Source organism: Klebsiella sp. RHBSTW-00484 (genome assembly GCF_013705725.1).
Lineage (GTDB): Bacteria > Pseudomonadota > Gammaproteobacteria > Enterobacterales > Enterobacteriaceae > Klebsiella.
The window spans coordinates 4,101,316-4,114,461 of sequence record NZ_CP055481.1 but is presented as its reverse complement, the minus strand read 5'-3'; the positions used below and the strand labels follow the sequence as shown (position 1 = coordinate 4,114,461).

At 56.3% G+C, this 13,146-nt stretch carries 11 protein-coding genes; 7 read left to right on the top strand and 4 right to left on the bottom strand.

From position 1 onward, the window contains the following. The first annotated feature begins 62 nt into the window (after nucleotides 1-62). Nucleotides 63-794: a MerR family transcriptional regulator gene (locus HV213_RS19445; protein WP_181482958.1), complete on the top strand. Its 732-nt coding sequence runs from the start codon at nucleotides 63-65 to the stop codon at nucleotides 792-794. A gap of 222 nt (nucleotides 795-1,016) precedes the next feature. Here HV213_RS19445 and HV213_RS19440 read toward each other — a convergent pair whose 3' ends face one another. The 3 genes from HV213_RS19440 to HV213_RS19430 form a co-directional block, all read right to left on the bottom strand. Continuing rightward, nucleotides 1,017-1,571 carry a LuxR C-terminal-related transcriptional regulator gene (locus HV213_RS19440; protein WP_181482957.1) on the bottom strand — a complete coding sequence of 185 codons (555 nt, stop codon included), beginning with the start codon at nucleotides 1,569-1,571 and terminating at the stop codon, nucleotides 1,017-1,019. A gap of 56 nt (nucleotides 1,572-1,627) precedes the next feature. Next, complete coding sequence (locus tag HV213_RS19435; RefSeq protein ID WP_181482956.1) at nucleotides 1,628-1,840, bottom strand: hypothetical protein; 213 nt, start codon at nucleotides 1,838-1,840, stop codon at nucleotides 1,628-1,630. 406 nt (nucleotides 1,841-2,246) lie between these two features. Continuing rightward, entirely contained in the window at nucleotides 2,247-3,530 is a 1,284-nt protein-coding gene (locus tag HV213_RS19430) for a putative acyl-CoA thioester hydrolase (protein ID WP_181482955.1), read from the bottom strand. Nucleotides 3,531-3,708: 178 nt separating this feature from the next. Between HV213_RS19430 and hutI the strand changes: the two genes are divergently transcribed. The 6 genes from hutI to HV213_RS19395 all read left to right on the top strand — a co-directional run bounded on the left by hutI (nucleotide 3,709) and on the right by HV213_RS19395 (nucleotide 11,584). After that, nucleotides 3,709-5,007 carry an imidazolonepropionase gene (hutI, locus tag HV213_RS19425; RefSeq protein WP_228288633.1) on the top strand — a complete coding sequence of 433 codons (1,299 nt, stop codon included), beginning with the start codon at nucleotides 3,709-3,711 and terminating at the stop codon, nucleotides 5,005-5,007. Further along, nucleotides 5,004-5,960 (top strand): formimidoylglutamase, encoded by a 957-nt coding sequence (hutG, locus tag HV213_RS19420; protein WP_181482954.1) that lies wholly within the window; start codon nucleotides 5,004-5,006, stop codon nucleotides 5,958-5,960. Before hutI ends, hutG begins: the two co-directional genes overlap by 4 nt. A 55-nt stretch (nucleotides 5,961-6,015) precedes the next feature. After that, a complete protein-coding gene (locus HV213_RS19415; protein ID WP_181482953.1) occupies nucleotides 6,016-6,741 on the top strand; it encodes a histidine utilization repressor in 726 nt (241 codons plus the stop codon). Nucleotides 6,742-6,884: 143 nt separating this feature from the next. Then, nucleotides 6,885-8,573 carry a urocanate hydratase gene (gene hutU / locus HV213_RS33310; protein ID WP_228288555.1) on the top strand — a complete coding sequence of 563 codons (1,689 nt, stop codon included), beginning with the start codon at nucleotides 6,885-6,887 and terminating at the stop codon, nucleotides 8,571-8,573. Further along, nucleotides 8,570-10,105, top strand: a complete 1,536-nt coding sequence (gene hutH / locus HV213_RS19400) for a histidine ammonia-lyase (RefSeq protein ID WP_181482951.1) — start codon at nucleotides 8,570-8,572, stop codon at nucleotides 10,103-10,105. The genes hutU and hutH overlap by 4 nt, the downstream gene beginning before the upstream one ends. Before the next feature lie 99 nt (nucleotides 10,106-10,204). Then, a complete protein-coding gene (locus HV213_RS19395; RefSeq protein ID WP_181482950.1) occupies nucleotides 10,205-11,584 on the top strand; it encodes an amino acid permease in 1,380 nt (459 codons plus the stop codon). Nucleotides 11,585-11,770: 186 nt separating this feature from the next. On the opposite strand, the gene bioA is transcribed toward HV213_RS19395, so the two are convergent. Then, nucleotides 11,771-13,060, bottom strand: a complete 1,290-nt coding sequence (bioA, locus tag HV213_RS19390; RefSeq protein ID WP_181486458.1) for an adenosylmethionine--8-amino-7-oxononanoate transaminase — start codon at nucleotides 13,058-13,060, stop codon at nucleotides 11,771-11,773. Nucleotides 13,061-13,146 lie beyond the last annotated feature (86 nt).

The window sequence follows — 13,146 nt, the reverse complement described above, 5'->3', positions numbered from 1 at the left end:
TGTACAGTCTGGCTAAATTCGTTAATTTAGCCAGGAAAGTATGGCATGTTACGAGGGCGCTAATGGCTTATTACAGTATCGGTGAAGTTGCCGAACGTTGCGGAATTAACCCCGTTACTTTGCGTGCATGGCAGCGAAGATACGGCTTGCTGAAACCGCAGAGAAGCGAGGGGGGGCACCGTCAGTTTGACGATGAAGACGTTCAGCGTATTGAGGAGATCAAGCGCTGGATTGAACGTGGAGTCTCTGTCGGTAAGGTCAAGGCGTTACTGGAAGGTCATCAACCTGCGGCGCACGATGGTTCAGTTTTACTCCAGGACGAGATGATGACTCTTCTGCGAGTTGTACAGCCCTCGAAATTACGCGCCAGAATTATGTCTCTTAGCCACGAATATCCCGTGGATAGTCTTATAGACCAGCTTTTGGTGCCCGTGCGGCAGAAATTAAATCTTGATCAAAACACGTCGCTGGCCATTAGCAGCATGCTGGATGGAATTTTAATCGATAGCGTGGCGTCGTTCCTTGCCGAATCGCGTAAAAAAGTCGGTAAAGAGACGTTGTTGGTTGGCTGGGGTAATGAAGACCGTACCCGGCTCTGGCTAGAAGCGTGGCGGCTGTCGCAGCGTGCCTGGCATGTTAACGTTCTGGCTGAACCGCTTGATTCTCCTCGCCCGGAACTGTTCCCTGGACAGCACATTTTTGTCTGGACCGGCCGTGCGTTATCTCCTTTGCAGGCGGAATTACTCAGCCACTGGCAAAGTCAGGGGTTTACTATCGAGTTTCATGGGGATTAAGTGGGGAATTGAAGCCAGCAGCGGAACATGCGTTTTGTTTTTATACCCGTCATACTTCAAGTTGCTTATGTGTTGGCTACGCGCGCTCACCCCAGTCACATAGTTATCTATGCTCCTGGGGACTTACGCCCTTGCCGCCTTTAAGCAACTCGAATTATTTTGGGTATATATTCCGCCGCTTTTTCTTTTTTAGATATTTTAACTCGGCCTAACGATAAAATATTAAGAATTGAGCTGTGACCAGGCTTTGAACGTTTCGCTACGGCTAATGTTAAAAAAATCTGTACGCCCGGAGCAGCCTAATTTTTTAATCAACGTCAGACGGATTTGATAAATCGTTTTAATATGCAAGTTCAGTGACTTTCCGATATTAACCATCGCTTCACCATCATTCATTAATCGGATAACCGCTTTCTCACGACTGGTAAGAATAATACCCTCGGATTCGCCATCCGGTTTTTTACCATACAGCGTTGGTCGGAGAATAAACGATTTTATTTCAGCTGGCGTGGAGCGCGCGGAGATTCTGAACATTGGAATTTCACTTAAGAAGTTTAAGTCATTACCATCCGTAAGCAGAACAAAGCGAACCCTCCGTTGGTCATACTTATGATTTAACACAGAATAATAGTTGTCGCTGGTGAAGAAAACGTATTTTCCATGAAAACAGCCCGGTGATAGTGAATCAAGAATAAGCTGTAAACCCTGACGGAGAAGGTTATTGTTAATCCAAAGATCGTAATGATTATAAAAGAAGTCTGGTTTGTCGTTATTCATTTGTCCTCCGAGCCTGGGTCGTTAGTTGCTGTATGTTTGCCTGCTAAAAGTCGCGCTTAGTGATGAGTTTTTCCGTATAACATATGTAGTATTTGCATATACAAATCAGCGAGAATTTCATTTTTCTCTATATTCAGGCGGTGCTGAACCTCAATGATTAAACGCTCATTACTCACCGTTTCGTTCTTAATCTGCACCATATGCTCGATGTTTTTTAGCAAAGCAGAGTTAGGAATAAACTCTGCGGGAATAGTGTTTTTAATCTGCATGATATATCTCAGGCTGCATTCAATAATTAATCAACCAACAAAGCCGATTGATAACAATCATTTTTGTTATTCAGTTTTTCACCATATCAAGAGAAATGGTGTGCAATTTTTAAGTCATAAGGATGCTGTAATGCAGAGAAATTAAAACTTACGTTTTAACTATAGTCATGATTTTCTACTTGTACAGTTTTTGCAGGTTATTTTGTACTTATAGATTATGTTTTTTGTTTTTAAATTATAGGTGATTGTTTTTATTGTAATTTTTATGATTAAAAACTTGTACAACGTGGAGATTTAGCAACCAGGATGAACTATCCTGACGATGGTGGTGGAAGGGAAAAGGGGATAGAGCCTGAAGGGAGCGGAGAGAAAAGGGGGAATGGCTCCCCCTTCAAGTTGATTACTGTTACTGCTTCGGCTCAGCGACAACAAAACTTCCCACGCCGCGGTTATTGTACTCCCACATGCGGTTGAAGTTAGCATCGTTCAGATTGCGCTGCGGGTTGCCTTTGTCATCGGCAGCGCCGGTATTACCGCTAAACGGACGGTTTGAACCCACGGCATCGGCCCACGGTCTGGCCATATTAAAGCCTTCATTAATGACGCTATCGCGGATAACAACCTGGCCGTTGGTATTGCCGTCAACGTCCAGAGAGCGACCCAACTGCGCTACGCCATCGCCGTAAGCAGTGAAGCGACTGTTGATCGCCAGGAAGCCGTAGGTCACGCTCTTCAGCGTTGCTGGCGCGAAAACGTAGGCTTCTTTCTGGGTACGCGAGTTCACAACGCGGAAATCGGTATTATCAAACACCACTGCTCCACGGCCGGAAACAATATCGACATCGCCTTCAATATAGCTGTTGCTGACCAGAGTACGGGTCTGGCGGTTATCCTGCAGAAGGTTCTGTACGCCGCTATTGGTCACAAAGAAGGTGTTCTGACGACCAAGGAGATTGACGTTGTTAATCTGCACCTGATCGCCATCGGTGCGCAGAGCGACGGCCTGGTGGGTGCCCGCGTCAACGCTGTCGCCGAGATCGTTGGCGATCGTCAGGTTCTGCAACTGCAGGCCGTTATTCTGCGACCAGAATACCGCCGAGCACATTACGCCAATAGTCGCGGTACGTTTGCTCTGGCAGTTGTCGAACATATACCACGCTGGTTTGCCCGGCATATATTTACCGCCCGGATTGACCAGGTGACGCCAGGTGGTCGAATCGATTTCTGAATCAATCGGATGGACGATTTTGACGTCGAGCGACTTCTCGCCGGTGCCGTACAGCGTCAGCGCGCCCGGGGCCGCCGGAACATACACGGTGCCGGTATATTCACCCGGCATGATGGCAATAAACTGACGACGGTTGGAGTGACGGGTAATCGCTGCGTCAACCGCGGCCTGAATGGTGGTGTGGGTCACGCCCTGGGTTCCCGCAGGCCCGACGACAAAATCAGGCTGCGCCGGCAGGCTAATGGCGGACGGGTGCCAGGCCTGAGCGTTAGGATCCAGAGACTGGAAATAACTCGCCATTGAGAAGTTATTCGCCTCATCAGCGGTTAAAACAGGACGAGAAGCCGTGCCCGGCGCAGTCTGCGTTGAGGGCTGTTGATCGGCAGGCGTCGAGCTACAGGCGGACAACGTCACGCCAAAGGCCAGCGCCAGCGCCAGACGGGAAACGGAAAATGTGTTCATGTTGCTCCGGGCAAGAATCAATCAAATAGATATACCCTGAATTGAAGTATGACGGGTATAAGTCCTTTAAAGCCTGCTGTTTTATACCAAGTTAAGCGAAACGGGAAGACATAGCGCAAAAAAGTTGCTGCTTTTGTATAGCAGGAACCGGGAATGGGTCGCGTTTGGTCACAAATAAATAACATTCATCCTTGCTTTTGTTGACATTTCACGCAGGATCAAAATAAATGTCTATACAACCCATGACAAGTTGACCGCTATGACTGAAGCCACCTCCGAACGTGTAATCTGGCGAAACGCCCGTCTCGCTACCCTGAATCCTGACCACTCACAACCTTACGGCCTGCTGGAGCGTCACGCGCTGCTGGTGCGCAATGGTCGCATCGAGGCCATTGTTGCCGATAATGAGGCGCCCGCCGGGCGAAGCATCGACCTTGGTGGCAGGCTCCTGACGCCGGGGCTGATTGATTGCCATACCCATCTGATTTTTGGCGGCAGCCGGGCGCAGGAGTGGGAGCAGCGCCTCAATGGTGTTTCCTACCAGACTATTAGCGCCAACGGCGGCGGTATTAACTCAACGGTGCGCGCTACCCGGGAAAGCAGCGAAGCGGAACTGTTGGAGCTGGCCCGACGGCGGCTGGAGCGGCTGCTGCGTGAAGGCGTCACCACTCTGGAGATTAAATCCGGCTACGGGTTAGACCTTGAAAACGAACGCAAGATGCTGCGTGTCGTGCAGCAACTCGCCGCAAGCCATGCCGTCGAGATTTCGCCAACGCTGCTCGCCGCTCACGCCACGCCGCCGGAATATAAAGGCGACCCGGATGGCTACATTAATCTGGTTTGCGAAGTGATTCTGCCCGCGCTGTGGGAAGAGGGATTGTTCGAAAGCGTCGATGCCTTCTGTGAAAATGTCGGTTTTAGTCCGGCGCAAACCGAGCGGGTTTACAGTACGGCCCAGGCATTGGGGATTTCGGTCAAAGGGCACGTTGAGCAGCTCTCTTCGCTGGGCGGCGCTGAGTTGGTGAGCCGCTATAAAGGCCTTTCCGCCGACCATATTGAATATTTGACGCCAGAGGGAGTCGCGGCAATGAGCCGCAGCGGCACCGTGGCGGTGCTCCTTCCCGGCGCGTTCTATTTTCTTAACGAAACCCGTAAACCGCCGGTTGAGCTGCTGCGTGAATATCACGTGCCAATGGCGGTAGCGACGGACTACAACCCTGGCACCAGCCCCTTTGCCAGCCTGCATCTGGCGATGAATATGGCCTGTGTGAAATTTGGCTTAACGCCGGAGGAGGCGTGGGCAGGGGTTACCCGACATGCAGCGCAGGCGCTGGGCCGTCAGGCGAGCCACGGGCAGCTGGCCGCAGGCTTTGTTGCCGATTTTGCTATCTGGGATGCCGAACATCCGGTGGAAATGGTTTATGAACCGGGGCGCAGCCCGCTCTGGCAGCGCGTCGTTCGAGGAGAAATCGCATGAAGCTTTGGCAATCTACGCCCGCGGCACTGTGGCAGGGGCGCGATGACAGCGCGGAAGCGGCTAACGCGCTACGCTTGTTTCAAACCATCGAGCGGGCTGAACGCTTTGAACCTGAAGCGCTGGCGGGTGATATTGCCCTGCTGGGATTTGCCTGCGATGAAGGGGTCCGGCGCAATAAAGGGCGCACCGGGGCCGAAAAGGGACCTGAAACCCTGCGCCGGGCGCTGGCGAACATGGCCAGTCACCAGGGGCATGACCGCTGCGTTGATATGGGAACCATCAGCGCAGTGGGTGAGGGACTGGAAGAGGCTCAGCAGGCGCTGCGCGAGGCAGTTGCCCTCTGCCAACGCGCAGGCAAACGCACGCTGGTATTAGGTGGCGGGCACGAGACGGCTTTCGGCCACGGTGCCGGGGTGCTGGATGCGTTTCCTGACGAGAAAGTCGGCATCATTAACCTTGATGCGCACCTTGATTTGCGTTTTGCCGACCAGGCCAGCTCCGGTACGCCGTTCCGCCAGTTGGCGCTGGCCTGTGAAGCGCAGCAGCGAGGCTTCCATTACACCTGTATCGGCGTAAGCCGCGCCGCCAATACCCAAGCGCTGTGGGATGAGGCCGCCCGCCGCGAGGTGACGATTATTGAGGATCTCGACGTTCTCGCCTCTTTTGAGGCGCGAGTTATCCCGGAAATCACGCGTAATATCGCTTGTTACGATCGCCTTTATCTGACTATTGATCTGGATGTGATGCCCGCGCGTGAAATGCCGGCGGTCTCCGCGCCTGCTGCGCTCGGTATCCCGCTGGCAACGCTGCTGCGCATTGTTGAACCGCTGTGCCGCAGCGGTAAGCTCCAGGCGGTGGATTTAGTAGAATTTAATCCGCAGTATGATATCGATAGTCAAGGAGCCCGCGCGGCAGCGCGTCTGGCATGGCAAATCGCCCATTGGTGGCATTAGCGATTCGGTATATTCTGGACGTTTCGCCGCCCATTAGCACAAGGAAAGCCCGGCTATGTTCTCACCGCAACCTCGTTCCGCACCCGCGCCATTCTATGAAAAGGTGAAACAGGCGATCAGCGAAAAGATCCACAGCGGCGTCTGGCGTGTGCACGATCGTATTCCTTCGGAGGCGGAGCTGGTGGCGCAGTTTGGCTTCAGCCGCATGACCATCAACCGGGCGCTGCGCGAGCTGACCGACGAGGGCCTGCTGGTGCGACTCCAGGGCGTTGGTACCTTTGTCGCAGAGCCAAAAGGGCAGTCGGCGCTGTTTGAAGTACGCAGCATCGCCGACGAAATTGCCTCCCGCCACCATCAGCACCGCTGTCAGGTATTGCTGCTGGAGGAGACTCAGGCCGACCTTATTCAGGCCACGGCGCTGAACGTGGCGGTCGGTACGCGGATTTTTCATTCGCAGATGGTGCATTTTGAAAATGATGTTCCGGTACAGATTGAAGACCGCTGCGTTAACGCCGCCGTCGTACCGGACTATCTGCGCCAGGACTATACCGCCACTACGCCTCACGACTATTTGTCGCTGATTGCCCCCTTAACCGAGGGGGAGCACATCGTTGAAGCGGTGCAGGCCACCGCGGAGGAGTGCGTGCTGCTGCATATCCATGCCCATGACCCGTGCCTGCTGATTCGCCGCCGTACCTGGTCCACCACCCATATCGTCTCCCATGCGCGCCTGCTTTTTCCCGGTAGCCGCTATCGCCTGCAGGGCCACTTTGGTTCCTGATCTTTACGCGCGTTGGCAAAATGTGATTGCTGACGCAATATAACAAAAATGTATCATTTGTGTTAAATCCTGGCTTGCGCATGCTTGTATAGACAAGTATATGTATCTACGTACACAACGTTAATTGTCAGGAGAACCCCCCGATGTCGCAAAGCAAATACCGCCAGCAGGACGTACGTGCGCCGCGTGGCACAACGTTAAATGCGAAGAGCTGGCTGACCGAAGCTCCGCTGCGTATGCTCATGAACAACCTTGACCCGGATGTCGCCGAAAACCCGCATGAGCTGGTGGTGTACGGTGGTATTGGACGTGCGGCGCGTAACTGGGAATGCTACGACGCCATCGTGAAGGCGCTGAAAGAACTGGAGAGCGATGAGACCCTGCTGGTGCAATCCGGCAAACCGGTGGGCGTATTTAAAACCCACGAAAACTCGCCGCGCGTACTGATCGCCAACTCCAACCTGGTTCCGCACTGGGCGACCTGGGAACACTTTAATGAACTCGATGCTAAAGGCCTGGCAATGTACGGCCAGATGACCGCCGGCAGTTGGATCTACATCGGCAGCCAGGGCATCGTGCAGGGCACTTATGAGACCTTCGTTGAGGCCGGTCGTCAGCACTATCAGGGCAGCCTGAAAGGGCGCTGGGTACTGACCGCCGGTCTCGGCGGTATGGGCGGCGCGCAGCCGCTGGCCGCGACCCTGGCAGGTGCCTGCTCGCTGAACATTGAATGTCAGCAGAGCCGTATCGATTTCCGCCTGCGTACCCGCTACGTTGACGAACAGGCGACTTCGCTGGATGACGCTCTGGCGCGCATCAAAAAATACACCGCTGAAGGCCGGGCGATCTCTATCGCCCTGTGCGGTAACGCGGCAGACATCGTACCGGAAATGGTCAAGCGCGGCGTGCGCCCGGATATGGTCACCGACCAGACCAGCGCCCACGACCCGCTGCACGGCTATCTGCCGAAAGGCTGGAGCTGGGAAGAGTATCAGGTGAAAGCCGAATCGGACCCGCAGGGCACCATTCTGGCGGCGAAGCGCTCAATGGCCGACCACGTGCAGGCGATGCTGGCCTTCCACGAAATGGGCGTGCCGACGTTTGACTACGGCAACAATATTCGCCAGATGGCCCAGGAGATGGGCGTTGGCAACGCCTTTGACTTCCCCGGCTTCGTTCCCGCCTATATTCGTCCGCTGTTCTGTCGCGGCATCGGTCCGTTCCGCTGGGTCGCCCTGTCCGGTGACCCGCAGGATATCTATAAAACCGATGCTAAAGTCAAAGAGATCGTGAAAGACGATAAGCATCTGCATCACTGGCTGGATATGGCCCGCGAGCGCATCAGCTTCCAGGGCTTACCGGCGCGTATCTGCTGGGTGGGGCTGGAGTGGCGGCAGAAGCTGGGCCTCGCGTTTAACGAAATGGTGCGCAGTGGTGAAGTCTCCGCGCCAATCGTCATTGGCCGCGACCACCTTGATTCCGGTTCCGTCGCCAGCCCGAACCGCGAGACGGAGTCGATGCGCGATGGCTCCGATGCGGTTTCCGACTGGCCGCTGCTCAATGCGTTGTTGAATACTGCGAGCGGTGCGACCTGGGTGTCGCTGCACCACGGCGGCGGGGTAGGGATGGGCTTCTCGCAGCACTCCGGCATGGTTATCGTCTGTGATGGTACCGACGAAGCGGCGGCGCGCATTGCTCGCGTCCTGCACAACGATCCGGCGACCGGCGTGATGCGCCATGCCGATGCGGGCTACGATATTGCTATTGAATGCGCAGCAGAACAAGGTTTGAATCTTCCGATGGTGGCAGCAACGCAGGGGCACGCTAAATGAACGCTTTAACACTGATTCCGGGTCAACTCAGCCTGTCGCAGCTGCGCGATGTCTATAGCCAGCCGCTCAACATCACCCTTGACGAGAGCGCCTTTGCCGCCATTGATGACAGCGTTGCCTGCGTCAACGCGATTCTGGCGGAAGGCCGCACCGCGTATGGCATTAACACCGGTTTTGGCCTGCTGGCGCAAACCCGCATCTCCACCGAAGATCTCGAAAATCTTCAGCGCTCGCTGGTGTTGTCGCACGCGGCAGGGATTGGCGAACCGCTGGATGATGATCTGGCGCGTCTGATTATGGTGCTGAAAATTAACAGCCTGTCGCGCGGCTTTTCCGGGATCCGCCTGAGCGTGATTCAGGCGCTGATAGGTCTGGTGAATGCGGGCGTGACGCCGTGGATCCCGGCGAAAGGCTCGGTCGGCGCATCCGGCGACCTCGCGCCGCTGGCGCATATGTCTTTAACGCTGCTGGGCGAAGGGAAAGCGCGGGTGCGGGGCGGCGAATGGTTACCGGCAACGGAAGCACTGCGTCAGGCGGGCTTCGAACCCATCACCCTGGCGGCAAAAGAGGGGCTGGCGCTGCTCAACGGCACTCAGGCATCGACGGCGTTTGCCCTGCGCGGCCTGTTTGAAGCTGAGGACCTGTTTACTTCAGCGGTAGTCTGCGGCGCGTTAACCACCGAAGCGGCGCTGGGATCGCGTCGTCCGTTTGACCCGCGTATTCACGAAGCGCGCGGCCAGCGCGGGCAGATTGACGCGGCGGCGCTGTATCGCCACTTGTTGACCGACGACAGCGCCATTTCACAATCGCACCACAACTGCACCAAGGTTCAGGACCCGTACTCTCTGCGCTGTCAGCCGCAGGTGATGGGCGCCTGCCTGACGCAAATTCGCCAGGCGGCGGAGGTGCTGCTGGTTGAAGCCAACGCGGTCTCCGATAACCCGCTGGTATTTGCCAGCGAAAACGACGTGATTTCCGGCGGTAACTTCCACGCCGAGCCGGTGGCGATGGCGGCGGACAATATCGCGCTGGCGATTGCCGAAATCGGATCGCTTTCGGAGCGCCGTATCGCCCTGATGATGGACAGCCATATGTCGCAGCTGCCGCCGTTCCTGGTTAAAAACGGCGGCGTCAACTCCGGCTTTATGATTGCCCAGGTCACCGCCGCGGCGCTGGCCAGCGAAAACAAAGCACTGTCGCACCCGCACAGCGTGGACAGCCTGCCGACTTCAGCTAACCAGGAGGACCACGTCTCGATGGCTCCGGCTGCCGGTCGTCGCCTGTGGGCGATGGCGGAAAACACGCGCGGCGTGCTGGCCGTTGAGTGGCTGGCTTCCGTGCAGGGGCTGGATATGCGCGAAGGCCTGGCCAGCAGTCCGCTGCTGGAAGAGGCGCGCCACCTGCTGCGCGAGCGAGTCACGCACTACACCGAAGATCGCTTCTTCGCCCCGGATATTGAAAACGCTATTGCGCTTCTGGCGGAGCGTCACCTGACGCGGCTGCTGCCTGGCGTGCTCTCAGACCAACACTAAATCATCGCTGTTCTCTGTACCTGCGCCGGGAGGATCTCTCCTCCCGGCCACCCTACACGCATATTTGTCGTCGTATAAAAACTATCAGGACACTTGCATATGCAACAACAGAACAAGCCACACCTGCTGCGCGGGCTGAACGCCCGTCACATTCGCTTCATTGCGCTTGGTTCCGCTATCGGTACCGGGCTGTTTTATGGTTCCGCATCGGCGATTAAGGCCGCCGGCCCGGCGGTACTGCTGGCCTATCTGATCGGCGGCGCGGCGGTGTTTATCGTTATGCGTGCGCTCGGGGAGATGGCGGTGCGTAACCCCGTTTCCGGCTCCTTCGGCAGCTACGCGCGCCAGTATCTGGGGCCGCTGGCGGGGTTTATCACCGGCTGGACCTACACCTTTGAGATGGTGATTGTCGCCCTGGCGGACGTTACCGCCTTCGGCATCTATATGGGGCTGTGGTACCCCGACGTCCCGCGCTGGATCTGGGTGCTGAGCATTATCTTTTTCATCGGCGCCATGAACCTGTGCAGCGTACGCGTTTTTGGCGAGATGGAGTTCTGGTTGTCGCTGATTAAAGTGGTGGCGATTATTGCCATGATTGTGGCGGGCGGCAGCATTATTTTCTTCGGTTTCGGCAATGCTTTCCCGGCCACCGGGCTGGAAAATTTATGGAGCCACGGCGGCTTTGCGCCTAATGGTTGGGAGGGCATTATCGCCTCGCTTGGCATAGTGATGTTCGCCTTCGGCGGCGTGGAAATTATCGGCGTGACCGCGGCGGAAGCGAAAAATCCGCAGAAGGTGATCCCGCAGGCGATCAATACCATCCCGCTGCGTATCGTGCTGTTCTATGTTTGCACCCTGGCGATTCTGATGGCGATTTTCCCGTGGAACAGCTTCGGCGAGCGGGGCAGTCCGTTTGTGCTGATTTTTGATGGCCTGGGCATCCCGGCGGCGGCCACCATCCTTAATATCATTGTGATCAGCGCCAGTATTTCGGCGATCAACAGCGATATTTTCGGGGCGGGCCGGATGATGTACGGCATGGCGAAAGAGGGGATGGCGCCGAAGAGTTTCAAGCGCATCGCCAGCAACGGCGTGCCGTGGATGACGGTGGTGGTGATGGGGGTGGCACTGCTGGCGGCGGTAGTGTTGAACTACCTGATGCCGGAGCAGGTGTTTGTGCTGATTGCCTCGCTGGCGGCCTTCGCTACGGTGTGGGTCTGGCTGATGATCCTGCTGGCGCACTTTGCGATGCGTCGCGGTCTGTCTGAAGAAGAGCGTCGTCATATCGCGTTCCCGGTACCATTCTGGCCGGTTGCGCCGCTGCTTACCCTGCTGTTTATGGGGTTGGTGATCGCGGTGCTGGGGATGGTGGAGGAGACGCGGATTGCGCTGATCGCCGGTCTGGTGTGGCTCGGCCTGCTGACGGTGGTGTGGTTCGCGCGGGTCAGAAAAAACGCCGTGCTGGCGGTGACGGAGTAGTCGTTGTTTTGGTTTTCCCGGGTTGCGGCTGGCGCCTTACCCGGGCTACCAAATCGCACGAACATGTAGCCTGGATAAGGCGTTTACGCCGCAATCAGGGGATTAGCTAAACAGGGCGGTAATTGATGCGTTGCCGAGGCTGTGAAAATGGACGTTGAATCCCCGCCGCCGCGCCATTACCGTCTCTTATTCGCTAAAAAATGTTTCTTCCTGTACCGCGGCGTTAACCGCCTTGGTCAGACGGGTCAGCTGTTGTGGGGTAATGATATACGGCGGCATCAGATAGATCAGGCGTCCGAATGGGCGGATCCACACGCCCTGGTCGACGAAAAAGCGCTGGAGCGCTGCCATATTCACCGGCCTGCGGGTCTCGACCACGCCAATCGCCCCGAGTACGCGGACATCGGCAACCAGCGCCGATTCTCTTGCCGGGGCCAGCTCGGTTTTCAGCTGTGTTTCAATCGCCGCCACCTGCTGTTGCCACTCACCGCTTGCCAGCAGACGCAGGCTCTCCGCCGCTACCGCGCAGGCCAGCGGGTTACCCATAAAAGTCGGGCCGTGCATAAAGCAGCCCGCTTCACCGTTGCTGATGGTTTCCGCTACCTGGCGGGTGGTCAGCGTCGCGGATAGGGTCATGGTGCCGCCGGTTAGCGCTTTGCCGAGGCACAGAATATCTGCCGCGATGCCTGCGTGCTCGCAGGCGAACAGCTTGCCGGTGCGACCAAATCCGGTGGCAATTTCATCGGCAATCAGCAGGATGCCCTCGCGGTCGCACATTTTGCGGATCCGTTTGAGCCACTCGGGATGGTACATCCGCATTCCGCCTGCGCCCTGGACGATCGGTTCCACAATAACCGCCGCGATTTCATGGCGATGGGCGGCCATCAGACGAGCGAACGGCACCATATCCAGCTCATCCCATTCACCATCGAAGCGGCTTTGCGGCGCTGGGGCGAACAGGTTATCCGGCAGATAACCCTGCCACAGACTGTGCATCGAATTATCCGGATCGCAGACCGACATCGCACCGAAGGTGTCGCCGTGATAGCCGTTGCGGAAGGTGAGAAAGCGCTGACGCGGCTCGCCCTTTGCCTGCCAGTACTGGAGCGCCATTTTCATCGCCACTTCAACGGCAACGGAGCCGGAATCGGCGAGGAACACGCACTCAAGGCTTTCCGGCGTCATCGCCACCAGCTGGCGGCACAGCGCGACGGCACAAGGGTGAGTGATCCCGCCAAACATCACGTGCGACATCTGGTCAATCTGCGCTTTCATCGCCGCGTTCAGCCGCGGGTGATTGTAGCCATGAATCGCCGCCCACCAGGACGACATGCCGTCAACTAACTGCTCGCCACCGGCAAGGGTCAACTCGCAGCCGTGGGCGGCCACCACCGGATAGACCGGCAGCGGTGAAGTCATTGAAGTGTAAGGGTGCCAGATGTGGCGCCGATCGAAAGCGAGATCGTCCATTGTCATAATCGACTTGTAAACCATTTTGAAAACATTTAGGTTTACGAGTATAAACCGAACCGACAATTAACAAAACTTTTTTGGAGAGGCTA

Coding starts and splice junctions, on each gene's coding strand:
- HV213_RS19445 (WP_181482958.1), top strand. CDS start 63: ATGGCTTATTACAGTATCGGTGAAGTTGCCGAACGTTGCGGAATTAAC.
- HV213_RS19440 (WP_181482957.1), bottom strand. CDS start 1,571: ATGAATAACGACAAACCAGACTTCTTTTATAATCATTACGATCTTTGG.
- HV213_RS19435 (WP_181482956.1), bottom strand. CDS start 1,840: ATGCAGATTAAAAACACTATTCCCGCAGAGTTTATTCCTAACTCTGCT.
- HV213_RS19430 (WP_181482955.1), bottom strand. CDS start 3,530: ATGAACACATTTTCCGTTTCCCGTCTGGCGCTGGCGCTGGCCTTTGGC.
- hutG (WP_181482954.1), top strand. CDS start 5,004: ATGAAGCTTTGGCAATCTACGCCCGCGGCACTGTGGCAGGGGCGCGAT.
- HV213_RS19415 (WP_181482953.1), top strand. CDS start 6,016: ATGTTCTCACCGCAACCTCGTTCCGCACCCGCGCCATTCTATGAAAAG.
- hutU (WP_228288555.1), top strand. CDS start 6,885: ATGTCGCAAAGCAAATACCGCCAGCAGGACGTACGTGCGCCGCGTGGC.
- hutH (WP_181482951.1), top strand. CDS start 8,570: ATGAACGCTTTAACACTGATTCCGGGTCAACTCAGCCTGTCGCAGCTG.
- HV213_RS19395 (WP_181482950.1), top strand. CDS start 10,205: ATGCAACAACAGAACAAGCCACACCTGCTGCGCGGGCTGAACGCCCGT.
- bioA (WP_181486458.1), bottom strand. CDS start 13,060: ATGACAATGGACGATCTCGCTTTCGATCGGCGCCACATCTGGCACCCT.